Below are 26,050 nucleotides of genomic sequence, written 5' to 3' on the forward strand. Positions count from 1 at the left end.
GGGTGCTGCGCTCACGCGGAGTCGTTGAGGAGTCGTCCGAGATGCTCGCGTCCGCCGCCCAGCAGCTCCGGCAACGGCTGGGCGGCCTCGTACCACCGCTTCTCGTACTCCCAGCACAGCCAGCCGTCCCAGCCGTGCCGCGTCAGCACCTCCACGCACTCGGCGAGCGGCAGCACCCCGGCGCCGAGCGCCAGCGGGGTGGTGTCCTCGGCCGAGGCGATGTCCTTGACCTGCACGTACCCGAGATACGGCGAGAGCGCCGCGTACGTCTCCAGCGGCTGCTCGCCGCCCAGCCAGGTGTGCATGACGTCCCACAGCGCACCGACCTGCCGATGCCCGACCAGCCCGAGCACGCGCATCGCGTCCGCTCCGGTGCGGTGGGAGTCGTGGGTCTCCAGCAGGATGCGTACGCCGAGGTCGGCGGCGTACTCGGCGGCGGTGCCGAGCCGCCGGGCGGCGACGGCGTCCGCCTCGCCGGGGGCCTGCTCGTCGGTGCCGCCGGGGAAGACGCGGACGAAGGGCGCACCGACCGCCGCGGCGAGCTCCACGAGCGCCCGGATCTCCTCGATCACCGGCTCGTCGTCCCTCGGCGCGGCGACCCGGGCGTACCCCGCGAGCCCCAGCACCTCCACTCCCGCCGCTTTGAAGGCGGCGGCCACGTCGTCCCGCTCGTCCGGACTCAGCCCCGGGTGAACCGGTTCCTCCGGGTGGGCGCGCAGCTCCACGCCGTGGTAACCATGCGCGACCGCGAGCCGCAGCACCTCGGAAAGGGCCAGGCCGGGAACACCGAGAGTGGAGAAGGCGAACTTCATGCTGTCCACTGTCGCCCGTGTGGGGGGTGCGGGTCCAGTGGGGCCGGAGATCGCTGATTTGCGGTGCGGTGTTGACCACGCGATCCTGAGATCGCGGCCATATACAGACCAGTCGGGTCATTGCATGTGCTGCCTTCGGCGAGCACCGCCAGGATCCAGTCCGCTTACCTGTTGTGGCACACCCATGCGCCGCAACACCCGTGTGACCGATGTGCCGCGACAAAGCGAAGAGGATGGAGAGGCCATGAGTTTCGAAGGAGAGTTCACGTTCTGCATGCACAGCTCCGGCCTGCCGACACCCGCGCAGGCCCTGGAGTCCGCTGGGGAGGTACTCGAGTTCCTCGAGGAAGTGCACCACGCGGCGGAGGCGGCAGGGGGAATGGAGATCACGCTGGAAGCCCTGGAGGCGGCCGGATTCACCGGGTTCGGTGGGCTCGTCGCGGATGCGGCCGCTGTGACGGCCGCTGCCTATGCCGGGGCGGTCGCCGGGTGTCTCGTCGCGGCGACCGGATCCACGATCTTCGATCTGCTGTCGCAAACGGATCACAGCTCGGCTGTGGCTCAGGATGTGGTCGTCGCGGCCAACGACAAGGGCGTGGCCGTGCCCGACGGTTTCGCGGTCGCGTAACCCACCAGAGCCGACGCTTACGAGGCAGCCGCCTGAGGGCAGCCCTCTGTGGAGCAGCTGTCGACGACGCAGCCGTCAGCGCCGTCGCCGGGGAGTCGGCGGAGCGGTCAACTCGCCACGCATGCACGGAACCGGCGCAGCAGCTCCCGACCGGCCGGGCTCTGCGCGTCGAAGTCCTGGCGCCGCAGTTCCTCCGGAACGTCGCGCCCCCATATGCGGGCTCCGTTGCACTGGAAGCAGAACGCGACCTCGAAGAGCGGATCGGGACCGGGATCGTCGATGTCGTAGGCGCGAATACCCCAACCGGGCAGGAAACAGCGGTACTTCGCACTGTCCGGCAGCTCGGCCGCCAAGCCCAGGGCCTCCCGCGCCTCATCCTCGACCCAGACCTCGACGACCTCGCCGCTCAGCCCCCGCGAGCCGAGCTGCCCGGCGGGATCGCCGATCCGCACCACCTCCACGAGCTCGGCCCTCTCGTGCGTCAGGGGCAGTATCAACCTCTCGGCGCCCCCGTGGACCCCCGCACCATCAACTCCCCCCGCACGGTGGCGATCCCGCCGGGTGGTGGTTCCTCGCGGCCCATGGCGATGCGGCCGGCGCGGGCGCCCGCCTCGGCCAGCGGCAGCCGCACCGTCGTGAGGGAGGGCACCGCGTCGATGCTGAAGGGGAGGTCGTCGAAGCCCGCCACCGACACGTCGTCCGGGATCCGCATGCCCGCGTCCCGCAGCGCCGCGCACGCGCCCAGCGCGACGGAGTCGTTCGCGGCGACGACCGCCGTCAGGGACGGGTCCCGGCGCAGCAGTTCCAGCGTCGCCTCGTAGCCCGCCCGCCGGTCGTAGCGGCCGTGCACGGTCCAGCGCGGGTCCTCCTCGATGCCGGCCGCGGCCAGCGCCGCCCGGTGGCCCTCCAGCCGGTGCCGGGTCGTCGTCCGCTCCTCCGGGCCCGCGATGTAGCCGAGCCGTCGGTGGCCGAGCCCGATGAGGTGCTCGGTCAGCTCCCGTCCGCCGCCGCGGTTGTCGAAGGTCAGCGCGATCGCCGAGGTCTCCGGAGCCGGCGGCCGGCCGCACAGCACGATCCGCGTCCCCGCCTCGCCCAGCCTGCGCAGCTTCGCCGCCACGGCCGCCGCGTGCGGCTCGTTCTCCATGGCCCCGCCGGTCAGCACCACGGCCGCGGCCCGCTGCCGCTGCAACAGCGTCAGATAGGTCAGCTCACGCTCGGGTGAGCCCCCGGTGTTGCAGACCACCGCCAGCCGCTCGCCCCCGGCCCGGCCGCCCGGCCCTCCGATCTCCTGCTGGATCGCGCTCGCCATGATCCCGAAGAAGGGGTCGGCGATGTCGTTCACCAGGATGCCGACGAGGTCGGACGTCGCCGCCGCCAGCGCGCTCGCGGGCCCGTTCAGCACGTAGTCCAGCTCGTCGACCGCCCGCAGCACCCGTTCCCGGGTGGTTGCGGCGACGGGGTAGTTCCCGTTCAGCACGCGCGACACCGTCGCGGGCGAGACCTGCGCGCGGGCCGCCACGTCCGCCAGGGTCACCGTCATCTTCGTCGTCCTCCGGTCGCGCGTCTCGTCATATGTCACACGTTGTCGTACGTCGTCGTACGTCGTCGTACGCCCTGGTAGACAGCCGCCGTGACGGCGCGGTTCCGGGCGTGTCGAGCAGACCTTACGGCCCCGCACCCTTGCTGTTCGCCCCCTCGAACAACTCAGGATGGACACGGTCTTGTCCGGACCACTGGTCAGAGGCTAGCTTCTCCTTGGATAGAAAGCGCTTGCTGTAACGCTGATCAGGAAGAGGCGTACGCGGCGCGCACAACCGCGTACGAATAGCGCAGGCACGCTGCGCACGACGCCTACGAAGGGATCGACGTGACACGCAAGACGGTGCGAATCGCCATGAACGGCGTGACAGGGCGCATGGGCTACCGCCAGCACCTCGTCCGCTCCATCCTGGCCCTGCGCGAACAGGGCGGCCTCGACCTCGGCGACGGCACCGTGCTGTGGCCGGAACCGATCCTCGTCGGCCGCCGCGAGTACGCGCTGAAGGCGCTGGCCGAGCAGCACGGCCTGGACCCGCAGAACGTCTCCACCGACGTGGACGCGGTCCTCGCAGACCCGACCGTCGACATCTACTTCGACGCCCAGGTGACGTCCGCCCGCGAGGAGGCGATCAAGAAGGCGATCGCGGCGGGCAAGCACATCTACACCGAGAAGCCGACGGCCACGGGCCTCGACGGCGCCTTGGCGCTCGCCCGCCTCGCGAACGAGAAGGGCATCAAGCACGGCGTCGTCCAGGACAAGCTGTTCCTGCCGGGCCTGCTCAAGCTGAAGCGCCTCATCGACGGCGGCTTCTTCGGCCGGATCCTGTCCATCCGCGGCGAGTTCGGCTACTGGGTCTTCGAGGGCGACTGGCAGACCGCCCAGCGCCCGTCCTGGAACTACCGCGCCGAGGACGGCGGCGGCATCGTCGTCGACATGTTCCCGCACTGGGAGTACGTGCTCCACGAGCTGTTCGGCCGTGTGAAGTCCGTCCAGGCCCTCACCGCCACCCACATCCCGCAGCGCTGGGACGAGCAGGACAAGCCCTACGACGCCACCGCCGACGACGCCGCCTACGGCATCTTCGAGCTCGACGGCGGCGCGATCGCCCAGATCAACTCCTCCTGGGCGGTCCGCGTCAACCGCGACGAGCTGGTGGAGTTCCAGGTGGACGGCACGGAGGGCTCGGCGGTCGCCGGACTCCGCAACTGCCGTGTCCAGCACAGGTCCGCCACCCCCAAGCCGGTCTGGAACCCCGACATCCCCGCCACCGAGGTCTTCCGCGACCAGTGGCAGGAGGTCCCGGACAACCAGGACTTCGACAACGGCTTCAAGGCCCAGTGGGAGCTGTTCCTCAAGCACGTCTACGCCGACGCCCCCTACCACTGGGACCTCCTCGCCGGCGCCCGTGGCGTCCAGCTCGCCGAGCTGGGCCTGAGGTCCTCGGCGGAGGGCCGCCGCCTCGACGTCCCGGAGGTCACGCTGTGACGATCCGACTCCCGGACCTCACCGGGGCCCTGCGGTCGTACGAGCCCCGCACGGAACCCCTCGCCGTCACCACCGGCGCCCCCTTCACCTCCCGCACGGTCTTCTCCGCTGCGCACGTCGTGGCCGACCCGTTCGCGGACGTGTCGCCGGACTCCCCGGCCGCCGTCGACTGGGACGCCACCCTCGCCTTCCGCCGTCACCTGTGGTCCCACGGCCTCGGCGTCGCCGAGGCGATGGACACCGCCCAGCGCGGCATGGGCCTGGACTGGGCGGGCGCTGCCGAACTGATCCGCAGATCGGCCGCCGAGGCCAAGTCCGTCGGCGGACTCGTCGCCTGCGGCGTCGGCACCGACCAGCTCACCGCCCCGGCCTCCCTCGCCGAGGTCCGCGCCGCCTACGAGGAGCAGCTCGCCCTCGTGGAGGAGTCGGGCGCCAAGGCGATCCTGATGGCGTCCCGGGCCCTGGCGGCGGCCGCCGCCGGCCCCGAGGACTACCTGGACGTCTACGGCCACCTGCTGCGCCAGTCCGCCGAGCCGGTGATCCTGCACTGGCTGGGCCCGATGTTCGACCCGGCGCTGGAGGGCTACTGGGGGTCGTCGGACCTGGACGCGGCGACGGAGGTGTTCCTGGAGGTCATCGCGGCCCACCCCGACAAGGTGGAGGGCATCAAGGTCTCCCTGCTGGACGCCGGCCGCGAGATCGACATCCGCCGCAGGCTGCCGCAGGGCGTCCGCTGCTACACGGGCGACGACTTCAACTACCCCGAGCTGATCGCGGGCGACGAGAAGGGCTTCAGCCACGCCCTCCTCGGCATCTTCGACCCCCTGGGCCCCCTGGCGGCGGAGGCGGTGCGCGTCCTCGACACGGGAGACGTGGCGGGTTTCCGCTCGTTGCTGGACCCGACGGTCGACCTCTCCCGCCACCTCTTCCAGACCCCCACCCGCTTCTACAAGACGGGCGTGGTCTTCCTGGCCTGGCTGGCCGGCCACCAGTCCCACTTCACGATGGTCGGCGGCCTGCAGTCGGCCCGTTCCCTCCCGCACTTCGCCCGCGCGTACGAACTCGCCGAAGGTCTGGGCCTGTTCCCGGATCCGAAGCTGGCGGAGGAACGCATGAAGAACCTGCTGTCGCTGTACGGGGTGAACCAGTGAGCGCTCTCGGGGACCTGTCCCGCTTCTCCATCAACCAGATGACGGTCAAGCAGCTGTCGATGCCCGAACTGGCCGTCGCCTGCCGTGAGTTGGGCGTGACGAACGTCGGCCTGTGGCGTGAGCCGGTCCGGAGTCACGGTCTGGAGGCGACCGCGAAGCTGGTCCGCGACGCGGGCCTGACGGTGACAACGTTGTGCCGGGGCGGCTTCTTCACGGCCATCGACCCGGCCGAGCGGAAGGCGGCCCTGGCCGACAACCGCCGGGCCATCGACGAGGCCGCGACCCTCGGCACCGAGGTGCTGGTCCTGGTCTCCGGCGGCCTCCCGGCCGGCTCGAAGGACCTGCACGGCGCGCGGGAGCGCATCGCGGACGCCCTGGGGGAACTGGGCCCGTACGCGGAGCGGCACGGCGTCCGACTGGCCATCGAGCCCCTCCACCCGATGTACGCGTCCGACCGCTGCGTGGTCTCGACCCTCACCCAGGCCCTGGACCTCGCGGAACGCTTCCCGGCCCACCAGGTCGGCGTCGCGGTCGACACGTACCACATCTGGTGGGACGACCGGGCCCCCGCCCAGATCGCGCGGGCCGGCGCGTCTGGCCGCATCCACACCTTCCAACTCGCCGACTGGACGACCCCGTTGCCCGAGGGCGTCCTGAACGGTCGCGGCCAGATCGGCGACGGCGCGATCGACATGCGCGCATGGCAGGGCTACGTGGAGGCGGCCGGCTACACCGGCCCCATCGAGGTCGAACTCTTCAACGACGGGCTGTGGGCCCGCGACGGCCGCGAGGTCCTCGCGGAGACGGCGGCCCGGTTCCTGGAGCACACGGCGTAGGGCTCGGCGGCGGTGGCCGGAGAGGGGAGACGGGGGATGGCAGGCCGCCCTCTCTCCGGTCACCGAACGGCGCGGGGGACGAGCCGGCCAGGACCTGTCCGGTCGATCAAGTCGCAGGGGTCCCTCCTCTGGGGGTCGGGCCGCCCGCTCGTGGAGTGTGCGGGCCGCGCCGGCCGGTCAAGGAGGGGTGCCGGTCACCAGGAGGGGGGCTGCGACGGCTGTGCCGGGTGCTGTGCGTAGAAGGCGGTGCTGGGGGTCTGAGGTTGGACCGCCGACCGGCCCTGTTCGTCGTCACCGAGAATCATGTCCGGGTCGAACATGACGATCACAGCGGCGACCAGCAGGACCACGAGCGGGCCGGCCAGCATCACCAGGAGGAACGACAGCAGGCTGGTGGACGACTCGGAGACCCCGGCCTGGCCGGTGAGCTGGACGGAGACGGCGGCCATGCCGGTGTAGTGCATGCCGGTCACAGCCACCCCCATGACCAGGCTCGCGCACAGGCTGGACCACAGGGCGTGAATGGAGACGGCCGCCCACAGGGCCGCCGTCGCGGCGGCGACGGCGATCACGATGGACACGGCCACCGTCGTGGCGTCATAGCGCAGGGTGCCGTTGGTGTGGATGGCGGCCATGCCGAGGTAGTGCATCGCCGCGACTCCGAGCCCGGTGACCGTGCCCGCCACCGCCAGGTTCGCAGGAGTCCCGCCCCGGTAACCGACGAGGAACACGCCCACCGCGACCACGGCGATCGCGACCACGAGGCTGAGGAGGGTTCTGACGGTGTCGTAGCGGACCAGGGCGCCCTGGACGTTGAAGCCGATCATGGCGATGAAGTGCATGGTCCAGATGCCGCAGCCGATCGATATCGCGCCCAACGCCAGCCATCTCGCCCTGCGTTGCGGGTGGCGCAGTGAGCGTGTCGTGCACCGTAGGCCGAGGGCCGCGCCGAGGCAGGCCATCAGATAGGCGGCCACGGGGGTGGCCGCGCCGTAGTAGAAGTTGGAGACGGTGGCGGTCATGAAGTTTCCCCTTCGCATACGTGACGGCCGGCGGCACCGCGGACGCGGCGCAACGGCGCGGCGACACGGCACTCGGATCCGCCCGGCGGACGGGACCCGAGCGCGGCAGCGCCGCCGGGGATACGAGGGGACGGCAAGCCGCGTCAGGCCGGATCAAGCCATGTGGCCGAGTTGCATGTGATTCAAACACATAAGGCACACATAAAATCCACACTTCGCAATCTTCCGCCGAATCGATACACCGCCACTCTTCACCCCAAAACCCGGCCAGCACTGCCCGTGCCCCTGCAGTGGCGCCCGTCCGCAGGTCAGCTCGCCGTGGGTGCGGAGACAAGGTGAGCAGGTCTGGGGAACCTCTGAGACCGGGGCGGGGAAATTCAAGGCTCTGGCCGCGGTTCGATGTCGGCCTGCCCGTCGACGCAGTACTCGATCACCCGGACCAGCGCCGGCGGAGCCTTGACGGTTTGTCGGACCCGGGCGGCGCGCCTCCTCTCCTCGGCCGCTGGGGTGGAACCGCTGGCGCGTCGGTGCATCGCACGGCATCGCGCGCGGTCGGCCCGGGGATCCTCGGACGGTGATCCGTCCTGGCTGGTCCGCGCCCCGCCGTTTGTGTGTGCTTGTGCTGCTTCTCTGCCTCGCTCTGCCCGCGATGGGAAAGGCCGACGCTGCCGAGGAGGCCCCGACGGACTGCCGAGCCGACCAGCTCAAGACGGCCGAGGTCACGGCACTGGCTGAGTTCAAACACCGCGGCAACGACTGGAGCATGGTCACGAGCACCATGGACATCAGCGTGCCCGCCGCTTGGACTCACGCCTCCGACCTGCTCCTGGACACCCATGCGCCGGCTTATCGGTTGGCGCTGGCGTGCCTGGTGGGCAAACCCCTGCAAAATCAGATCGACTTCCGTGATTACGAGTTTCGGTCCAAGCCGGTGACGGTGAAGGCCGACGGCCGGAGGGTCAAGGTTCACTACGAGGCTGCCACGTGGGTCCAGTTCTCCTCCTCCGACGCTGTCGGCCCCTGGGTACTGACGGTGTCGAAGGAGAACTGGCGCATCGCGTTGCGTCCTTCTCCTGCCCTGACGGGCGCCGACTGGGACAAGGTGCAGGTCGACCTGGGCGGACGGGGCGCCCTGACGGCCACCCCTCGGCCGGCCTTCGGCGAACGTGGAACCAGACTGAACTGGCGGCACAAAGAGCCGGACCAGAATCCCACGGTCACTTTCCGCCCACCCACGTTGCAGTATTGGGACTTCATCACGACCTCGCCGGAGAAAACCTGGCAGGCCTGGGAGCCGTGGGGCATCTATAGCGCCACGGCAGCGTTCTGGTACGCCGCCTCAGGTGCGTTGTTGCTCGTCGCGGGTCGCCGGCTGAGGCGCAGTCTCGCCGATACGACGACGCCGGAAGAGTCGAGCGCGCTGCACTACCTGCGGTGGTGGGCGCTCCTTTTGATGTTCCTGGGCGTGCTCGGCTACATGGACGACAACGTCTACTTGTGGTTCCAGCGTCTGGTGGGCTGGCATCACGACTACGAATGGACGGTCGCGGTGTTCGTCCTGGCGTTCCTCGGGCCTGCGCTGTGTCTGTTCGGCAGCCGGTCGAAGCGCCTCCTCTTCAGCGTGGGCGGAGTCGTCCTGGGCCTGCTCGGCTGGTACGTGGTGTCGGAGATGTTCGACTTCACCTTGCTCCCCACAGCCGACCGGCTCTTGTCTACTCCGGGCTGGACCATGGCAGCCGTGGCGTGCACCGCACTGACGGCAGTGTGCTGGATCGGCCTGATCACAGCTGGGCAGCGGATACTGCTGATCAGAGAGACTCGGATCCCCACTCGCATGATGGTCGCCGCCGCCCTTGCAGCAGCGACGGCGACCGTCCTGTGGGCCTACCTCGCCTTTGACCGCTACTGGGAGCGAATCAGCTGGCTCGCCAACCCACGCTCGGCTGATTTTCAAAAGTTCCGAGGGGGAGAGCTCTCGTGGTGGTGGTTGACCTTCCCGACAAACGTTCTGGATCCGCTGCTGGTCGTCGTCAGCATCCTGGCGCCGCTGCCCGTGCTGGGCGTTCTGCGGGTCTGCCGGGTCGAACAGCACGAGCAGGGGGCGTTCACACCCGCGCCTGCGGAGAAGTTCCTGCTCGTGGCCCTCTTCGCCATCACCTTTGCACCTGACGCGTACTACTTCGGCTTCTCCGCATACGCGCTCACCCTGGTGCTGTGCCTGTGCACGGCCTGGGGAGTGCTCGTCCTGGGCTCGCACTTCTCCGTGCTGGAGCAGCCCTTCGCCGACAACGCCCCGCTGGGAAGGACGATCTCGCTGACCGACAGGGCCGACGTGCTGCGCCTGGCGCGCCGGTTCAGGGAACGCCAGACCCGCCTGAGTCAGCTCAGTACGTCGAACCTGGGCGAGCGTTCCGCCGAGCGGCAGTCGATCGAGGCCGAGATCGACCGAATGGACCAGGCCTTGCCGGCAGGAGTGAGACCCGCCGACCTTCCCTTCGCCTGTGGCCCGATGGCCACATGGTGGGGCAATGCTCGCAGGGGGGCCCTCAACGCGTGTCTCATCGGCCTGCCCGCGACCGGCCTGATGTACTGGGTCGACGTCGTGAAGGGCGACTCCTGGATGCTGTACGCGGAGAATGCAGCAGGGTTCGTCTGGATCGTGGGCGAGATCCTCACCTGGCAGGTCTGGTGGATCGTCGGGGGATTCTTCCTCGGGGCGCTGTGGCGGGATCTGCCGGGCCGTCACGGGCCGACGAAGGCGCTCTTCGTCACGCTCGCGTTCGCCATCCCGGCAACGGCCGATTTCCTCATCGTCCAAGCCATCGGCGGGACCGTGCCCCAGCTGATCGGCCAGATCGCCGCATTCGGCTCGGTGACGACGTGCACGGGCCTGATGATGGATCTGCAGACCTTCCAGAACGAGCGCCGCTACTGGCCGACCAATGCCAGTCTCGTCGCTTACGTCTACCAGATGCGCTTCGCCACGATCGCGTTCTTCATGGCACAGCTGCTTGCGCTCGTCACCCTCTGGAAGACGTTCGCAGACGTCAGCGCAAAAGGGCCCGGCCGGTAGCCGCCAATACCTTCTTGATTGGCCCCCAATGGGGTTCCCTGCCTCCGGGCCCGGTATGACTTTTGCCCCTGTCGAAGGCAGACAATGCCGTTGCCTTTGGGGGTTCAAGCGGGTGAAGCGGTGTGTCGATATCGCGGCTGGAGCGATTGGGGTCCGGGGTCCTGACTCGGTCGTGTCGGCCTGAGCCGGTGGATCGAGTGGTGGGTGAGGCAGGGTTTTCGGAGAAGCGCTCCGCAGCAACGGCATTGGGGTCCCCCCTCTGGGGGTGGGGGTGCCCCCTACGGGGGAGCGTGCCACACCCCGCGTCTGCGGCATGATCGGCCGGACAGGTCCTGGCTGTGCCGTCTCATGACATTGGTTCCTCGCTGTCACGCTCGGCGGGCAGAGGACGTGAGGCGATCCGCGAGCGCGATGACGAGGTCGCGCAGTTCAGCGGGGCGCTCGATGACGAACGGCCGGTCGAGTGCGGCGAGTACCGGAGGCAACCAGTCGAGGCGCTCCGCCCGCAGCTCGACGCGCAGCCAGGGCTCGGCCGCCGGGTCCTGGCCGGCCGCGGGCTCGTGCTCCTCCAGGCTCGCGACGCCGGCGGGGAGGTGCGCGCGGATCTGCTCGACTGTCCCGTGGATCCGCAAGGTCACCTCATGCCGGTACTCGGCTGTGGCGAACCCTGACAACACGCGCTGTGCCGGAGCGGGGCCGACGGGCGCTTCGAACGAGCCGGGCAGGGTCCTCGCGTCCGCGATGCGATCGAGCCGGAAGGTTCGGTCCTCGCCGACCTGGGCGTCCTTGCCCGTGACGTACCACCGGCCCGCATGGGCGACGATCCCGTACGCGTGCAGGGTGCGTTCGCTGCGCCGTCCGTCACGGCCGGTGTAGCGGATTGAGGCCGGCCGACGGTGGCGCACCGCATCGGCGATCGTGAGCAGGACCCCGGCGTCCGGGGTGTCGAACTCGCCGGGCTGATCCGTGAAGGCGAGAGCTTCCAGGAGGGTGTCGAGCCGGCCGGCGAGGTGCTTGGGCAGCACCCGTCGGATCTTCGCCGACGCCGTCTCGCTCGCCGTGCGCTGCGTCGTCGTCAGCCCTGCCCGGCGGCCCGCGACCAGGCCGAGCAGCACGGCCAGCGCCTCGTCGTCGCTGAGCATGAGCGGAGGCAAGCGGTACCCGGGGGCCAGCCGGTACCCGCCGTAGCGGCCGCGCACCGACTCCACAGGCACGTCGAGGTCGATCAGCTGGTCCACGTACCGGCGCACGGTGCGCCCCTCGACGCCGAGCCGGTCGGCGAGTTCGGCCACCGTTCGGGTGCCGCCCGACTGCAGCAGCTCCAGGAGTGTCAGCACGCGGCCGGTGGGTCGAGACATGTCCGCAGCCTAACGCGAATACTGGACCGATTCTGTCCACTATTTCTCCTAGCCTGCGCAGTGCACGCCTCCAGCACAGCCAAGGAGATTCCCATGGACTTCGTCTCGATCCGCATCATCACCAGCGACGTCGCACGCCTCGTCGACTTCTACGAGCGAGCCACAGGAGTGCGGGCGACGTGGGCCACCGAGGACTTCGCCGAACTCAGGACCGCGGGCGCGACCCTCGCGATCGCCGGCACCCGCACCGTCCCGCTGTTCGCCCCGGGCTCTGCCCGCCCGGCGGACAACCACAGCGTGATCACCGAGTTCCTCGTCGACGACGTGGACCGCGTTCACCAGAACCTGACCGGCTTCGTCACCGACTTCGTCACCGAGCCCACCACGATGCCCTGGGGCAACCGGTCGCTGCTGTTCCGCGACCCCGACGGCAACCTCGTCAACTTCTTCACCCCCGTCACCCCGGCGGCCATCGAAAAGTTCGCACGCTGACCAAGGTCCCGAGACGCCACAGCTAGCGCGCCACGCGGTAGCGGAGGTAGACGAATTTCGAGCCGAAGGTGCGGGTCTCGACGAGTTCGAGATCGACCCGGCGCTCGTTTCGGGCAAAGAACGGAATGCCGCCGCCGACCAGCACCGGGTGGACCATGACCCGGTACTCGTCGATCAGACCCGAGGCGGCCGCCTCGGCGGCGAGAGTCGCGCCGCCGATCGCGATCTCGCCCTCGCCCGGCTCGGCCCGCAACCGCTCGATCTCCTCCGCCAGGCCGCCGGAGGCCAGGCGGGCATTGCCCTGCACCGCCGACAGCGTGGTCGAGAACACCACCTTCGGGAGCGGCTTCCAGAGCGCGGTCCACTCGAGCTCTGCGGCGTCGAGCGACCGATCCTGCTCGGCGGTCTCCCAGTACAGCATCGTCTCGTACAGCCGCCGTCCCATCAGGTGGACGCCGACCTCTCGAATGTCGTCGATCCAGAAGCGAAAGACCTCCTCGTCGGGCGCCGACCAGTCGAAGCCGCCGTCCGGTCCGACGATGTAGCCGTCGAGCGAGACACTCATCGAATAGGTCACGCTGCGCATCAGAAGGCCTCCTCGATAACGGGCTTCGACGGTACGACTGCCGGACACCCCCGAACTCATCGCGACTCGCCGGATCCCCCGATCCCATCCTGGATACCGGCGTCCCCGCAGACACACCGGACGCCCCGCCGGTTCGCCTGCCCGGCGGGGCGTCCGCGCGCGGTGGGAGACTGCCCGTGGGCTCGGACAGCCCCTGGCGCATGGTCAGCCGGGGAGGCGTTCCATCAGCCAGACGTGCCGCCGGGCGCTCCGTCCAACTCGGGAGGACCGTCCTACACCTGGGGTTGCCGGCCGGAGCGGCTGTCTGCGGGAGTGCTGCGGTTGTAGGCGTGGTGGGGGCAGGTGCAGCGGTGCAGAAGCAGAATCCCGCTGCTGTGGGGGAGCGGAACGTCCTTGGTCTGGCGACAATCCTGGTGCACGTCGGCATAGCCGGGCTGCTGGGCCAGGGCGCATTCGGCGGACATGCTGTCCGTGCTCACCGGATGGTCCCGCCGCTGCTCGCCGCGTTGAGTGCGTGCGTGCGCTCCTGCACGGTCCGACGACGCTCATCGTCAGTTGCCCGGCGGATGCAAGCAGGGTCGGCGTCCCACTCGCGTCCGCCGGTCACCGGCCTGAGCTGCACAGCCGTCCCCACTCGGCCCATGACGTACCCGAGTTTGTCTGTCTCGGTGTCGACGACCAGGGTTCCCTGAGGCTCCGTCACTGCTGCCCTCCTCGCTGGAGCGCTTCGGTCAGTCGGGCAGCCACGTCGGACCCGACCCGCCCCAACTCGACGAGCCGCAGTTGAGGAGATGCGAGATCGACCCGCAGGGAGGGCAGGACGATCCCGACTTCGGTAAGCGCTGATCTCAGGGTCTCCATCGCCACGTACGGGTCGACGTCCTGTCGCTTCTTGGTCGCCATGAACGCGACGCTAGAAGCCGCGAGTGGCCTGCCGGTATGGTGTTTTCTCGATATTGCTCGACGAGTCGCCGGAATTGCTTGTGTTTGCTCCTTGGGTCAGCCAGACCCCATGGATCCGAGCCGGGCCCGCGGCCATGCTGTTGGATCTACACCCCTGAAACGGAAGGCGATCATGGCTCGTCAGCTACGTTTCACCGGCACAGACAGCAAGGTCGACGGCTGCCCCGCCCTGCACACGGACACCGACACCGGCGAGGTCATCGTGCAGGGCACGTCCGTCACCGACCCGGACGAACTCGCACAGCTCCAACACTTCGGTCCGGACGAGGCAGCGGTGGTCGTACCGCGCGAACTGCTCGTGAATTGGGGGCCGAAGGAGATGCAGCGGGTGCCCGAATTCGTCGACCGGGCCGCCTTCCGCCGTCTCTTCGAGACCTTCAAGCACACTGCCTGGCGTTTGGAGACGCGGCGCGGTTATGCGTCGGACCGACAGGACCCCGACTTTCAGGCGTTCCTGGCCACCGGCTCCTCTCCCTGCGACCCTGACGAACCCTGGTTCGTCAACATCAGGGCCCAGACGGACGCCGGCAAGCGCGTCGGTCGGGTGCGCGTCGCCGACCGTCCGCCCACCACCGAACAGCGGTTCTTGCTCGACTACGCCCGGCACAACGCGGCGGTCGGCGAGGACATCCGCTACCTGTGGCGCGAGGACGCCATTAACCTGCCCGCCGAAGATTTCTGGATCTTCGACTCGCGGTTGGTCGCGCTGCTGCACTTCGATGACGCCGACAACTTGCTGAACATCGAGCTGATCACCGAACCGGCCGGGGTCGTGCGGTACGCCATGGTGCGTGACGCGGCGATGCACCACTCCGTGCCGTTCGACCAGTTCGCCGCGCAGGTGGCCGACACCGAATGACGCGTGTGACCGGTGAGCACTGACTACCAGCAAGCCAGGGTGGCCCTGGGAGCGCGAATGCGTGAGCTGCGGTTCACGTGTCCTGGTGGTCGGCTCACCGGTCAGCAGCTGGCCCAGCGGCTCGGCTGGCCCGGCTCCAAGGTCAGCAAGCTGGAGAACGGCAAGCAGACCGCCACCCCCGAAGACCTCCAGGCGTGGGCCGACGCGACCGGCCAGCCGGGCGTGTACCCCGAGCTTGCCGCCCGGCTGGCGGGGTTCGAGTCGCACATCAGATCATGGCGTCGGGCCCTGGCGAACGGCTTCAAGCCGCTGCACGAGGGGCTGAGCGCTGAGATCGACCGCACCTCGGAGATGTGGGTGTGGGAAGAGTCGGTGATCGCCGGTTTGGTGCAGACACCCGAGTACGCGCGTCACGTCATCCAGCGATATGCGGAGCTGCTGGGCGGAGCCAGCGACATCGAGGCCGCCGTGCGCTCACGGGCGCAGCGGCAGGAGTGGCTGTACCGGCCTGGCCGCAAGCTGCACGTCCTGATGTGGGAGGCCGCGTTGCGGTCGCTGATTTGCCCGCCCTCGGTACTGGCCGCCCAGCTCGACCGCCTTACCGGCATGCTCGGTATGGACACGGTCGAGCTGGGCATCGTCCCATTCACGGCTTCCGTCAAGCTCGTGCCTGCCAACGGATTCTGGGTCCTTGACGACCGTCTGGTGGTCGCCGAGGACTGGCACGCCGAGATGTGGTTGGACGACGCCGACAACGTCGTCTTGTACAAGAAGGTCTGGCGCACCCTGCACGAGTCGGCCGTCTACGGGGCCGACGCTCACAACGTCATCAACGCGGCGCGGCGGTCACTGAGCCGGGATTAGAGGCTGCCGTCCTTGACCGCGCCGACGAACGCCGACCAGCCGCGCCCCGAGAAGACCACCGCCGGGCCGGGGACGGACTTGCTGTCACGGACGGGGACGCCGGCGCAGCCGCGGGCGACCTCAAGGCAGTCGCCTTGACCGCCGCCGCTGTAGCTGGACTTGTACCACCCGGTGAGGATGGACGAGTCGGAGACGGTGTGCTCACTGCTGACCATGTCCGTGTTCCTCCGCTGCCGACCTGACGAGGGCCAATGACTCCTGCTGCGACAACGCGTCGCTCAGCGCAAGAGCGTAGGCGGTCTGACTGGCGGCCACCAGCGCCGGGTCGTCCATCAAGTGGCCGGTGAGAAGGCCCTCGACATAGGCCACCGGGGCGGAGTCCTCGAAGCTCATGAGCGTGAGGTAGCTCTCCATGAGCGCGTGCGCCCCGACGCCGTACGGCAGCACATGCAGGCGCAGCCGTCCGGCCTCCGCCATGTCGGCGATCTTGTGTAGTTGTTCGGCCATGACCTGTGGCCCACCGACGCAGCGCCGCAGCACGGCCTCGTCGAGCAGCGTCCAGACGACCGGCTGCAACGACCCGTCGAGGATTCGGGCACGCTTTGTTCGAATGACAACTGCTTCGTCAAGTTCCTCCGCCGTGTGGTTCGGTCGGTACGCGCGGAACAACGCACGTGCGTAACCATCGGTCTGGAAGACGCCTGGAACCAATGAGAGCGCGAACTGCTGGATCAGCGTGGCCTGTTGCTCCAGCTCGGCCACGGCCGCGAAGTGGTCGGCGTACTTGGACTCCAGGTCCTCCAGCCAGCGGACGAAGAACCCGTCGGCGCCCAGCACCCGGTCGATCCGCTGTGCGTCAGCGGGCTTCGGGAGGCGCCTGCCCGCCTCGAAGTGACTGATCAACGTGGACGAGCACACGACCTGGTCGCCCAGTTCCTCCTGCGTGAGGCCAGCAGCCGTCCGCCGCAGCCTCAACTCCTCCCCGTACTTCTCCCGTTGCGTCCGAGGTGTTCGAGGCTTGGTCATGCTCACGGCTCCCAACTTGACGAGTGCGTTGTCAACCTCCGGGCACTAGCAGCGTAGCCATCGCCGACCGCACGCTGTGAGTGATTCACAACAGAGTGAAGTCGCCGCAGGTGAAAGGAAGACTGACGGTGAGACATCTGATCGCCCGGTTCCTCAAGTCGTTCAGGAGCCGGCCCCTCTGCCCGTGCTCGTGCGCCTACGCCGCCGGCCCGACGGGCTACGGGACGGGTGAGCGCCCGCCGCCTGTTGTGTCGCGTGACGTATCGCCTGACGTGTCGTCCGCTGTCCGGGGTATCGGCGTCGGCTCCCTGTTCTGGCCTCGCGTGGGGAGTGACGGGTGAGCGCCACGGAAAACGAGGGGTCGTCCGCTCGCCTGCTGCCCTGGACGAGCCCTGACGGCAAGCCCTGTTACGTCGTGGGCGACGGAACGGGGTACGTGTGGCGCATGGCGGACGACGTCGAGTGCGTGCAACTCGGCATGGCGGACGACCTCCTCGGCCACGCCGACGCCCTCCTCGCGGAGGACCGGGCGACCGGGGCCGAACTCCGCTACCTGGCTCGGCGTCTCGTCGAGTCTCTGAGGGACGTCAGGCGGGTGGCGGAGAGTCGGGGAGGGCGGCTCGCCCGGAGGAGTGAGGACGGGGCCTCCCTCCGCCGGGTGTGAGCGGATGAGCGGCCCCGGTGGCGTGAGGCGGGGGATCAGGCAGGGAGGCGGTCCAGGAGCCAGGTGCAGAGTTCCTCGGTGATGGCCGTGTGGGCGGTGGTCGTGGACGAGCAGAGGAATTCGTCCAACTCGCTTTCGTCCGGCGGGAGTTCGTCGATGTTGGTGTACAGGTCCGGCTGGCGTTCGACGTCGCGGACGGCGACCGCGCTCACCGACGGGACGAAGCACACCTCCCCGTGCCGCAGGTCCACCGTGCCGCCGAGCTTCCGCAGCGTCTCGGCGAGGATCTCGTACGTGTGCAGCGTGCCGCCGGGCGCGCCGTCCAGCTCCGGGAAACCGCTGGTCGTGATGGTCTTTTCCGCCTTGGGAAACCTCCGGTTGAGGTAGGCGACCGTCACGTCGTCGCCCTGGGCCTGGGTGTAGAAGGTGGTGCCGGGGTAGATGCGGTCGATGCGCAGCGCGACGTCGCCGGGCGGGACATCGGGCAGACCGATCCCGTCGCCGCGACCGTTGGCCACGGCGACCCTGAGCGGGATCTGCGGCCAGCCCCCGAGCCGCTCCAGTGCGGCCAGGAAGTCCGTGCGCTCCTTGGCGACCCCGATCTTCCCGGTCTCCTTGTCGTAGTGCCGCCACAGCATCTGGCGCGCGGCCGGGCTGTCCATCTGCTTCGCGAAGTCGTTCGGGAACGGGATGAAGTACGAGAACGCCTGCACGCCGACCGGGATGGAGGCCCCCCGGTGCGGGCTGTCGTAGGAGAAGTACAGGCCGGTCCGGTGGTCCATTCGCTGGGCCTCCATCCTGGCCAGCGTGTAGCGGGTGACGATGCCGCCCATGCTGAAGCCGCCGACCACCAGCCGGGCGCCGCCGAACTGCTCGGCGGCGGCCCGCACGATCGCGGCCTCGACCGCGTGCGCGTTGTCCAGGATGGACGCGCTGCGCTCCTCGAAGCCGAGCAGGATCACGTCCCTGCCGCGCCGCCGCAGCTCGGTGACGAACGGGAAGCCGCCCTCCAGTCCCTGGTAGAGCTTGTCGAGCTCGCTGCGGCCGAGATTGAAGCCGTCGGCCATGATCACGGGCCGGACGAGACGGCCGTTGTTGCCCTCGCCGGGGAACACCCAGGCGAAGCCGTTCGGCAGCGTCCATTCCTCGTGCTCCGGTACGTCGACCGGGTGGGCGGGTTCGACGGTCAGCGGGTCGCCGAGGGTGAACGCGCCGATGTTGGGTTCGGTCGTCTCGGACATGGTCGTACTCCTCGCGGAAGAAGTGGCAGAGACGACGTCAGCATGCGGGACGAACCGGGCGAACCGCCCCTACGGTCAGGGGTGTTCACCACAACTGATGGAATATGCGCAGAAATAGTTTGATGCGTCCGGCATGTGCCATTGGCCTGTTCTCTTCGCTTACCTGTTCCTCGCCGAGCCCATGCCGAATTCCCTCCGAAAAATATCCCGCGGATCGCGCAACCCTTACCGTCCTGTGGCTGTCGTACATGGCATCAGGACTTCTGGAGGGGGATCCGGGGGGATCGCGGGGGTTCTGGTACGGAGGGGAAAAGCCGAGGGGGCCTGGTCGACGGACCAGCCCCCTCGAAGCTTCTCCGGACGCCTCGACTCAGCAGTGCGAGAGCTGCTGCTTCCAGGTGCTCGGGCCCCCGGTGTCCAGGTACCAGTCGTTGACATAACCGGTGACGACCCCGGTGTCGACCTCCATCCAGTACCGGTAGCCGTGGCCGTCCGCGTCCGGGTCGCCCGTGGTCCAGCAACTGACGCCGAGTTCCTCGCCGTTGTGCCACTGCTGCCCGGGAAGCTTGGCGGCCCCGTAGCTGGGAGCGGTGCGGATGGCCAGGTAGGAACCGGCGTTGATGCCGGTGACGTACGCGCAATTGGTTCGGTCGCCCGAGATGTAGCACTGGTGGATCGCGGCGCTCGCCGAGCCCGCTCCGGCGAGGACGGTCGAGACCGTGGCGGCGAGCACGGCTCCCGTCGCGACCGCCGCACGCAGCCGCCGCTGCGACCGTGTGGATCGCGTCGGCCGGGTCGAGTCGTTCATGTGGGCGTCCTCCCCTGGGTGGGTGTGGGTGAGAGGGCCGGTGGCACGGTCAGCACGGCGGGAGGATCTGCTTCCAGGTACCGGGTCCGCCCGTGTCCAGGTACCAGTCGTTGACATAGCCCCAGGCGCGGGCGGTGGAGACGCGCATCCAGTACCGGTAGCCGTGGCCGTCCGCGTCCGGGTCGCCGGTGGTCCAGCACTCGACCTCCAGCCACTGCCCGTTGTCGTAGCGGGCCACCGCCGTCGAGCCGTAGCGCGGCTCGGTGCGCATCACGAGGGCCGAGCCCGGGTCGATGCCGATCACCTGGGCGCAGCGGGCCGGGTCGCCCTCCCCGGCTCCGGGACAGGGCCGCGGAGCGGCCTGGGCGGGCGAGGCCGCGAGGACGCCCGCGCCGGCGAGAAGGACGGTGGCCGCCCCCGCGACGGCCGCCGATCTGAGTCGGGAGTTCACTAGGCGTGACATCTGCATCGGTTCCTCCGTTCGATTGCCACGGTCACCGACCCTGGCAGCGAACGGCACGCCGCACATCCTGTGAAGTCTCAGGGTGCCGCGTGCGGCCGAGGCTTCCGCGGGTGCTGGGCCTGCGTCAGAAGAACACCCCGCACCGCAGCAGCACGTTCGCGTAGGGCCGCGCCTCACCCGTGCGCACCACCAGCCGCGCGCCCGCCGACAGCCTCTTCAGCTCCTCGTGCGAGACCAGGGCCAGCTCGGGGAAGTGCCCGTCCAGCAGCGCGGCCGCCGCCGGATTCGCCGCCCGGACCTCCGTCGCCGCCGTCGCGCCCTCGACGACCAGCTCGGCGAGCAGCCCCTCGACCACCTCCGCGAACGACGGCACCCCCGCCCGGAACGCGAGGTCCACAACCCGGGGACCGTCCGGTATCGGCATGCCGGCGTCGCACACCAGCACCCCGTCCCCGTGCCCCAACTCCGCAAGCGCACCGGAGAGCTGACGGTTGAGGATCCCGGCTTTCTTCACAGCGACTCACCTCCCTGGGGCTCTCCGGCCCCGCTGCCCGACTCCCGGCCCAGCGACGCCACCTCCTGCGCCGTCGGGAACGACTCCTGCGCGCCGCGCCGGGTCACGGCGACCGCCCCGACCCGCGCCGCGTACGCCGCCGCCTCGGCCAGGGACGCGCCCGCGCCCAGCTTCCACGCCAGCGCCGCCGTGAAGGAGTCACCCGCACCGGTCGTGTCCACGGCCGTCACCTTCACGGACGGCACCCGCACCACGCCCTCCGCCGAGGCCACCAGCGCGCCCTCCGCGCCCAGCGTGACGACCACCGACTTCGGTCCCTTCGCGAGCAGCACCCGCGCCCAGTCCTCCGGCCGGTCGCCGGCCTCCGCGTCCCCGAGGAGCACCTTCGCCTCGTGCTCGTTGACGATCAGCGGGTCGCAGGCCGCGAGCAGCACGGCGGGCAGCGGGCGCGGCGGAGAGGGGTTCAGCACGAAGCGACTGTCCGGCGACAGGCTCGCCGCCACTGCAACGACCGTCTCCAGGGGGATCTCCAGCTGCGCCGACACCACCCGGGAGGTCTGGAAGAGGCAGCCGGCGGCGCGTACGTCGTCCGGTGTCAGCCGGCCGTTCGCGCCCGGCGACACCACGATGCTGTTGTCGCCCGACGGGTCTACGGTGATCAGCGCGACGCCGGTCGGCGCCCCGCCCACCAGCACGCCCACCGTGTCGACACCGGCCGCCCGCTGCGAGTCGAGCAGCAGCCGGCCGTTCGCGTCGTCGCCGACCCGGGCCAGCAGGGCCGTTCGGGCCCCGAGGCGGGCGGCCGCGACGGCCTGGTTCGCGCCTTTGCCGCCGGGGTGGACGGCCAGGTCGGAGCCGAGGACGGTCTCCCCGGCCCCCGGCCGCCGCTCGACGCCGATCACCAGGTCGGCGTTGGCCGACCCTACGACCAGCAGGTCGTAGTCGTACATGAAGCAACTCCCCTGATAGGTGGCCCGGTACGTGGCCTGATACGTGCCTCGGGGCGGGCGCCCCCTCACCGAGGTGACCGCCCGCCCGTCCGCCGAACACCGGCCGACTGCCGGCCGAATGTCAGCCGCTGAACCCGGTCACGTTCTCCTTCGTGACCACCTTCACCGGCACCTTCACCGTCTGCTCGACCTTCTTGCCCTGCAGCGCCTTCAGCGCGTTGTCCACAGCGATCCTGCCCAGCTGGGACGGCTGCTGCGCCACGGACGCGTACAGCGTGCCCTGTTCAACGGCCTTGAGACCGTCGGGGGTTCCGTCGAAGCCGACGACCTGGACCGACTTGCCGGCCCTGGAGCCGAGCGCCTTGATCGCGCCGAGCGCCATCTCGTCGTTGGCGGCGATGACGCCCTGGACGTCCGGGTGGGCCTGGAGCAGGTTCGACATCACGTCGAGTCCCTTGGTGCGGTCGAAGTCGGCCGGCTGCTGGGCCACGACCTGGATGCCGGGGTAGGCCTTCAGCCCCTTGGCGAAACCTTCCGCCCGCTCCCGCGCGGCCGACGTGCCCGCCTGGCCCTGCAGGATCACGATCTTGCCGGCGCCGCCCAGCTTCTCGGCGACCGTCTTGGCGGCCAGCTCGCCGCCCGCCACGTTGTCGGAGGCGACGAGCGCGTCCACCGTGGCCTTGTTCACGCCCCGGTCGACCGCGATGACCGGGATCTTCGCCTTGTCGGCGGCCTTCACCGAGTTGCTCGCCGCATCCGAGTCCACCGGGTTGACGATGATGGAGTCGTAGCCGGAACTGGTGAAGTTCTGCAGCTGGTTGGCCTGCTGGGAGGCGTCGTTCTGCGCGTCGGTGACGGTCAGGTCCACGCCCAGCTTCTTCGCCTCGGCCTTCGCGCCCGACTGGATCTGCACGAAGAACGGGTTGTTGAGGGTGGACAGCGCGAGCCCGACCTTCGGGTTCGCGGTCGACGAGCTGCCGCTGTGCAGGAAGGAGGTCGCGCCGACGATCGCCACGGTGACCACGGCCGCGAGACCGTACGTCGCCGCCTGCTTCCCCTTGCCGCCGCCGATGCCGACCCCGGCGCCGGCCGCCGCCGGGCTCGCCCCCGCCTTGCGGCGCAGGGTGTCGAGCAGCACGGCCAGCGCGATGACGACACCGATGACGACCTGCTGCCAGAAAGCGGAGACGGACAGCAGGTTCAGGCCGTTGCGCAGCACCGCCAGGATCAGCGCGCCGATCAGGGTGCCCGACGCCTTGCCCGTACCCCCGGCGAGGGAGGCGCCGCCGATGACGACCGCGGCGATCGCGTCCAGCTCGTAGCCGTCGGCCGCCTGCGGCTGCGCGGAGGACAGCCGGGAGGCGAGCACGATGCCCGCCGCGGCGGCGAACACACCGGACAGCGCGTAGATCGCGAGCTTCTGCCGCTTCACCCGCAGACCGGACAGGCGGGCCGCCTCCTCGTTGCCGCCGATGGCGTACATCGAACGGCCGATGTACGTCCGGCCGAGCACGAACGCGGCGATCAGGCCCATGACGACCATGACCAGTACCGGCACCGGCAGCCAGCCGCCGAGCGTGTCGCCGAGGTGCGAGACGGAGTCGGGGAAGGCGATCGGCGAGCCCTCGGAGATCACCAGCGACAGACCGCGCCCCACCGACAGCATCGCGAGCGTCGCGATGAACGGCGGCAGCTTGCCGTAGGCGATGAGGAAACCGTTCACCAGACCGGCCGCGACACCGGTGGCGACGGCCAGGACCACCGCTATGACCACCGGCACGCCCTGCTGCGTGGCGCTCCACGCCAGCACGGTCGCCGACAGCGCCGCCACCGAGCCGACCGACAGGTCGATGCCCGCCGAGACGATCACGAAGGTCACGCCGAAGGCGAGGATGGCGGTCACGGCCGCCTGGACACCCACGTTGAGCAGGTTGTCCGTGGTCAGGAAGTCGCCCGACAGCGCCGACATGGCGATGACGAGGACGATCAGCGCGGTCAGCGCGCCGTTGTCGAGCAGCAGACGGCGGACCGCCGCGGCGCCGCCACCGGCGCCCGTCGTGCTCAGATGCGTGTCAGCGGCCACGGCCGGCCTCCACTTCAGTGATCGGAGGGGTGTCAGGGGAGTCAGGGGTGCTGGAGGTACTGGAGGTACTGGAGGTACTGGGCGTACTGGGGGTGCTCACGGCCAGGGCCATCACGGCGTCCTGGGTCGCGTCCTGCGCCGACAGCTCGCCGGCTATCCGGCCCTGCGCCATCACCAGCACCCGGTCGCTCATGCCGAGCACCTCGGGCAGATCGCTGGAGATCATCAGGACGGCGGCCCCGGCGGCCGTCAGCTCGTTGATCAGCTGGTAGATCTCGACCTTCGCGCCGACGTCGATGCCGCGGGTCGGCTCGTCGAGGATCAGCACCCTGGTGTCGGCCAGCAGCCACTTGCCGATGACGACCTTCTGCTGGTTGCCGCCGGACAGGGTGCGCACCTGCTGGCCGAGCCCGGCCATCCGCACGCCGAGCTGTTCGGCGATCCGCGCCGCCGCCTCGTGCTGGCCCCTGAGGTCGACGAGTCCGCCACGGGTCGCGGCCCGCATGGTCACGAGCCCGAGGTTCTCCTCGACCGACTGGTCGAGCACCAGCCCCTGGCCCTTGCGGTCCTCGGGCACGAGCCCGATCCCGGCGGCCATCGCGGCCGGCACGTCGTAGCCGGGCAGCCGGTCGCCCCCGACCCGCACGGCGCCCTGGTCGTACGGGTCCGCCCCGAAGACGGCCCGTACCACTTCGGTACGGCCCGCGCCGACGAGCCCGGCGATGCCGACGACCTCACCGGCGTGCACCTCGAAGCTGACGTCGTGGAAGACGCCGTCCCGGGTCAGCCCCTCGACGGACAGCAGCGCGGCCCCCGTCTCGGCGCGCTCCCTCGGGTACTGCTGCTCGATGGAGCGGCCCACCATGAGCCGGACGAGCTCGTCCTCGGGCGTCGAGGCGGGTACCTGGCCGACCGACTTCCCGTCCCGGATGACCGTGACCCGGTCGCCGAGGGCGGCGATCTCCTCCAGGTGATGCGTGATGAAGACGATGCCGACGCCGTCCTCGCGCAGCCTGCGCACGATGGCGAAGAGCTTCTCGACCTCCTCGGAGGTCAGCACGGCGGTCGGCTCGTCCATGATCAGCACGCGCGCGTTCAGGCTGAGCGCCTTGGCGATCTCGACCATCTGCAGCCAGGCGATGCCGAGTTCACGCACCCGCGCGCGGGGCGACACATTCACCCCGACCCGCTCCAGCAGGACGGCGGCGTCCGCCTCCATCGTCTTCCGGTCGATCATCCCGAAGCGGCGCGGCTGCCGTCCCAGGAAGATGTTCTCGGCGACCGTCAGATCGGGTACGAGGTTGAACTCCTGGTAGATGGTGGCGATCCCGAGGCGCTCGGAGTCCTGCGCGCCATGGATGCGCACCTCCTCGCCACCGGCCAGGATGCGCCCGGCGTCGGGCGTGTAGGCGCCGGAGAGCATCTTGATGAGGGTGCTCTTGCCCGCGCCGTTCTCACCGAGCAGCACATGCACCTCGCCCCGGCGCAGGTCGAAGTCGACGCCGTCGAGCGCGACCACCCCGGGGAAGGACTTGCGTATGCCTTCGATGCGCAGCAACTCGTCCGCGTTGCTCACGTCTGGCTCCTGTTCGTTACGGGGGACTCGCCGCACGACCGGCGTGCGACGAGACGGGCGGCGAAGGTCACGGACTGCGGGGGGCGTCCCTCGATGCGGTCGACCAGGGCCCGTACGGCGGCCCGGCCCAGCTCGCCCGTGGGCTGGGCGATGGCGGTGACCGGCGGATCGGTGTGCACGAACCACGGGATGTCGTCGAACGCGGCCAGCGCGAGATCCTGCGGAACCCGCAGCCCACGCGCGCGTACGGCGTCCAGCGCGCCCAGTGCCATCAGGTTGTCGGCCGCGAAGACGACCTCGGGCGGCTCGGGCAGGTCGAGGAAGCCCTCGGTGACCCGGCGTCCGCTCTCGGCCTGGAAGTCGCCCTGCCCTATGTAGGCGTCCGGGAGGGGAAGCCCGTACTCGGCCATGGCGGCCCGGAAGGCCTCCACGCGCTCGCTGCCGGTGGTGGTGGCGGCCGGGCCCGCGATGATGGCGAGCCTGCGGTGCCCGAGCCCGTGCAGATGCGCGACGAGATCCCGTATGGCAGCCCGTCCGTCGGCACGCACGACGGGCACGTCGACACCCGGGATCCACCGGTCGACGAACACCATCGGCGTCCCCCCGCGCGCGGCGTCCAGCATCAGCGGGGAGCCGCCGTCCGTGGGGGAGACCAGCAGGCCGTCGATCCGGCGGTCCAGCAGGGTCCGTACGTGATGGTCCTGAAGGTCGGGCCGCTCGTCGGCGTTGCCGATGATGACGCTGTAGCCGAGCGCGCGGGCCTCCTCCTCGACGGAGCGGGCCAGCTCGGTGAAGTAGGGGTTCATCACGTCGCTGATGACCAGACCGAGGGTGCGGGTCTGGTCGGTGCGCAGCGACCGGGCGACGGCGTTCGGGCGGTAGCCCAGCGTCTCGACGGCGGTCAGCACGCGCGTGCGTGCGTCCTCGCTGACCGACGGATGGTCGTTCAGGACGCGCGACACCGTGGCGACGGAGACCCCCGCCTCGGCAGCGACGTCCTTGATGCTCGCCATCGCCGCTCCACCTCCTCGTGGACTCGGTTCATGAACGTCGAGG

Annotated in this window: 28 protein-coding genes; 9 read left to right on the top strand and 19 right to left on the bottom strand. The window is 69.8% G+C overall.

Going from position 1 to position 26,050, the window contains the following annotated elements:
- Positions 1-11: 11 nt before the first annotated feature.
- The gene (locus B5557_RS28340; RefSeq protein ID WP_079662106.1) at positions 12-812 is read right to left on the bottom strand and encodes a sugar phosphate isomerase/epimerase family protein; all 801 of its coding nucleotides are present in this window, start codon (positions 810-812) and stop codon (positions 12-14) included.
- A 184-nt stretch (positions 813-996) separates the two neighbouring features.
- On the opposite strand from B5557_RS28340, the gene B5557_RS28345 reads away from it, so the two are divergent.
- Positions 997-1,440: a hypothetical protein gene (locus tag B5557_RS28345; protein ID WP_143688238.1), complete on the top strand. Its 444-nt coding sequence runs from the start codon at positions 997-999 to the stop codon at positions 1,438-1,440.
- Positions 1,441-1,547: 107 nt separating this feature from the next.
- Here B5557_RS28345 and B5557_RS28350 read toward each other — a convergent pair whose 3' ends face one another.
- Positions 1,548-1,937, bottom strand: a complete 390-nt coding sequence (locus tag B5557_RS28350) for a hypothetical protein (protein WP_079662108.1) — start codon at positions 1,935-1,937, stop codon at positions 1,548-1,550.
- Positions 1,934-2,980, bottom strand: a complete 1,047-nt coding sequence (locus B5557_RS28355; protein WP_079662109.1) for a LacI family DNA-binding transcriptional regulator — start codon at positions 2,978-2,980, stop codon at positions 1,934-1,936. The genes B5557_RS28350 and B5557_RS28355 overlap by 4 nt, the downstream gene beginning before the upstream one ends.
- 327 nt (positions 2,981-3,307) lie before the next feature.
- Here B5557_RS28355 and B5557_RS28360 point away from each other — a divergent pair, with 327 nt between their 5' ends.
- Genes B5557_RS28360 through B5557_RS28370 form a run of 3 tightly spaced genes read left to right on the top strand, consistent with a single transcriptional unit; the run spans position 3,308 to position 6,452 of the window.
- Positions 3,308-4,465 (top strand): Gfo/Idh/MocA family protein, encoded by a 1,158-nt coding sequence (locus tag B5557_RS28360; protein ID WP_079662110.1) that lies wholly within the window; start codon positions 3,308-3,310, stop codon positions 4,463-4,465.
- Positions 4,462-5,616 carry a dihydrodipicolinate synthase family protein gene (locus tag B5557_RS28365; protein ID WP_079662111.1) on the top strand — a complete coding sequence of 385 codons (1,155 nt, stop codon included), beginning with the start codon at positions 4,462-4,464 and terminating at the stop codon, positions 5,614-5,616. Before B5557_RS28360 ends, B5557_RS28365 begins: the two co-directional genes overlap by 4 nt.
- A gap of 38 nt (positions 5,617-5,654) precedes the next feature.
- Positions 5,655-6,452: a sugar phosphate isomerase/epimerase family protein gene (locus tag B5557_RS28370; RefSeq protein ID WP_079665047.1), complete on the top strand. Its 798-nt coding sequence runs from the start codon at positions 5,655-5,657 to the stop codon at positions 6,450-6,452.
- A gap of 194 nt (positions 6,453-6,646) precedes the next feature.
- Here B5557_RS28370 and B5557_RS28375 read toward each other — a convergent pair whose 3' ends face one another.
- A complete protein-coding gene (locus B5557_RS28375; protein ID WP_079662112.1) occupies positions 6,647-7,474 on the bottom strand; it encodes an MHYT domain-containing protein in 828 nt (275 codons plus the stop codon).
- A gap of 649 nt (positions 7,475-8,123) precedes the next feature.
- On the opposite strand from B5557_RS28375, the gene B5557_RS28380 reads away from it, so the two are divergent.
- On the top strand, positions 8,124-10,547 hold the full coding sequence (locus B5557_RS28380) for a DUF6185 family protein (protein WP_159424440.1): 2,424 nt from the start codon (positions 8,124-8,126) through the stop codon (positions 10,545-10,547).
- A 368-nt stretch (positions 10,548-10,915) separates the two neighbouring features.
- Here B5557_RS28380 and B5557_RS28385 read toward each other — a convergent pair whose 3' ends face one another.
- On the bottom strand, positions 10,916-11,905 hold the full coding sequence (locus B5557_RS28385; protein WP_079662114.1) for a helix-turn-helix transcriptional regulator: 990 nt from the start codon (positions 11,903-11,905) through the stop codon (positions 10,916-10,918).
- A 93-nt stretch (positions 11,906-11,998) separates the two neighbouring features.
- On the opposite strand from B5557_RS28385, the gene B5557_RS28390 reads away from it, so the two are divergent.
- A complete protein-coding gene (locus B5557_RS28390) occupies positions 11,999-12,397 on the top strand; it encodes a VOC family protein (RefSeq protein WP_079662115.1) in 399 nt (132 codons plus the stop codon).
- A 22-nt stretch (positions 12,398-12,419) separates the two neighbouring features.
- On the opposite strand, the gene B5557_RS28395 is transcribed toward B5557_RS28390, so the two are convergent.
- The 4 genes from B5557_RS28395 to B5557_RS28410 form a co-directional block, all read right to left on the bottom strand.
- Positions 12,420-12,983: a dihydrofolate reductase family protein gene (locus B5557_RS28395; protein WP_079662116.1), complete on the bottom strand. Its 564-nt coding sequence runs from the start codon at positions 12,981-12,983 to the stop codon at positions 12,420-12,422.
- A 272-nt stretch (positions 12,984-13,255) separates the two neighbouring features.
- Positions 13,256-13,462: a hypothetical protein gene (locus B5557_RS28400; protein WP_231976059.1), complete on the bottom strand. Its 207-nt coding sequence runs from the start codon at positions 13,460-13,462 to the stop codon at positions 13,256-13,258.
- The gene (locus B5557_RS28405; protein WP_079662117.1) at positions 13,459-13,686 is read right to left on the bottom strand and encodes a hypothetical protein; all 228 of its coding nucleotides are present in this window, start codon (positions 13,684-13,686) and stop codon (positions 13,459-13,461) included. The genes B5557_RS28400 and B5557_RS28405 overlap by 4 nt, the downstream gene beginning before the upstream one ends.
- Positions 13,683-13,886: a hypothetical protein gene (locus B5557_RS28410; protein ID WP_079662118.1), complete on the bottom strand. Its 204-nt coding sequence runs from the start codon at positions 13,884-13,886 to the stop codon at positions 13,683-13,685. The genes B5557_RS28405 and B5557_RS28410 overlap by 4 nt, the downstream gene beginning before the upstream one ends.
- Before the next feature lie 172 nt (positions 13,887-14,058).
- On the opposite strand from B5557_RS28410, the gene B5557_RS28415 reads away from it, so the two are divergent.
- Positions 14,059-14,805 (top strand): DUF6879 family protein, encoded by a 747-nt coding sequence (locus tag B5557_RS28415; protein WP_079662119.1) that lies wholly within the window; start codon positions 14,059-14,061, stop codon positions 14,803-14,805.
- 12 nt (positions 14,806-14,817) lie between these two features.
- Positions 14,818-15,669 (top strand): helix-turn-helix domain-containing protein, encoded by an 852-nt coding sequence (locus tag B5557_RS28420; RefSeq protein WP_079662120.1) that lies wholly within the window; start codon positions 14,818-14,820, stop codon positions 15,667-15,669.
- On the opposite strand, the gene B5557_RS28425 is transcribed toward B5557_RS28420, so the two are convergent.
- Together B5557_RS28425 and B5557_RS28430 are read right to left on the bottom strand one after the other, a co-directional pair.
- Entirely contained in the window at positions 15,666-15,884 is a 219-nt protein-coding gene (locus tag B5557_RS28425) for a DUF397 domain-containing protein (RefSeq protein WP_079662121.1), read from the bottom strand. The genes B5557_RS28420 and B5557_RS28425 overlap by 4 nt on opposite strands.
- Complete coding sequence (locus B5557_RS28430) at positions 15,871-16,695, bottom strand: helix-turn-helix domain-containing protein (protein WP_079665049.1); 825 nt, start codon at positions 16,693-16,695, stop codon at positions 15,871-15,873. Before B5557_RS28430 ends, B5557_RS28425 begins: the two co-directional genes overlap by 14 nt.
- A gap of 337 nt (positions 16,696-17,032) precedes the next feature.
- Between B5557_RS28430 and B5557_RS28435 the strand changes: the two genes are divergently transcribed.
- Positions 17,033-17,359 (top strand): hypothetical protein, encoded by a 327-nt coding sequence (locus B5557_RS28435; RefSeq protein WP_079662122.1) that lies wholly within the window; start codon positions 17,033-17,035, stop codon positions 17,357-17,359.
- Positions 17,360-17,394: 35 nt separating this feature from the next.
- Here the strand turns inward: B5557_RS28435 and B5557_RS28440 are convergent, their stop codons facing one another.
- The 8 genes from B5557_RS28440 to B5557_RS28475 all read right to left on the bottom strand — a co-directional run bounded on the left by B5557_RS28440 (position 17,395) and on the right by B5557_RS28475 (position 26,007).
- On the bottom strand, positions 17,395-18,600 hold the full coding sequence (locus B5557_RS28440) for an esterase/lipase family protein (protein ID WP_079662123.1): 1,206 nt from the start codon (positions 18,598-18,600) through the stop codon (positions 17,395-17,397).
- A 370-nt stretch (positions 18,601-18,970) separates the two neighbouring features.
- Positions 18,971-19,408, bottom strand: coding sequence for a hypothetical protein (locus B5557_RS28445; RefSeq protein WP_079662124.1), 438 nt, complete (start codon positions 19,406-19,408; stop codon positions 18,971-18,973).
- A 49-nt stretch (positions 19,409-19,457) separates the two neighbouring features.
- Positions 19,458-19,871, bottom strand: coding sequence for a hypothetical protein (locus tag B5557_RS28450; protein WP_159424441.1), 414 nt, complete (start codon positions 19,869-19,871; stop codon positions 19,458-19,460).
- Positions 19,872-19,995: 124 nt separating this feature from the next.
- Positions 19,996-20,385 carry a D-ribose pyranase gene (gene rbsD / locus B5557_RS28455; protein WP_079662126.1) on the bottom strand — a complete coding sequence of 130 codons (390 nt, stop codon included), beginning with the start codon at positions 20,383-20,385 and terminating at the stop codon, positions 19,996-19,998.
- Positions 20,382-21,335 (bottom strand): ribokinase, encoded by a 954-nt coding sequence (locus tag B5557_RS28460; protein WP_079662127.1) that lies wholly within the window; start codon positions 21,333-21,335, stop codon positions 20,382-20,384. Before B5557_RS28460 ends, rbsD begins: the two co-directional genes overlap by 4 nt.
- 121 nt (positions 21,336-21,456) lie before the next feature.
- The gene (locus B5557_RS28465) at positions 21,457-23,418 is read right to left on the bottom strand and encodes an ABC transporter permease/substrate-binding protein (RefSeq protein ID WP_079662128.1); all 1,962 of its coding nucleotides are present in this window, start codon (positions 23,416-23,418) and stop codon (positions 21,457-21,459) included.
- Positions 23,408-24,994 (bottom strand): sugar ABC transporter ATP-binding protein, encoded by a 1,587-nt coding sequence (locus tag B5557_RS28470; protein WP_079662129.1) that lies wholly within the window; start codon positions 24,992-24,994, stop codon positions 23,408-23,410. The genes B5557_RS28465 and B5557_RS28470 overlap by 11 nt, the downstream gene beginning before the upstream one ends.
- Complete coding sequence (locus tag B5557_RS28475) at positions 24,991-26,007, bottom strand: LacI family DNA-binding transcriptional regulator (RefSeq protein WP_079662130.1); 1,017 nt, start codon at positions 26,005-26,007, stop codon at positions 24,991-24,993. Before B5557_RS28475 ends, B5557_RS28470 begins: the two co-directional genes overlap by 4 nt.
- Positions 26,008-26,050 lie beyond the last annotated feature (43 nt).

Source organism: Streptomyces sp. 3214.6, from assembly GCF_900129855.1.
Lineage (GTDB): Bacteria > Actinomycetota > Actinomycetes > Streptomycetales > Streptomycetaceae > Streptomyces > Streptomyces soliscabiei.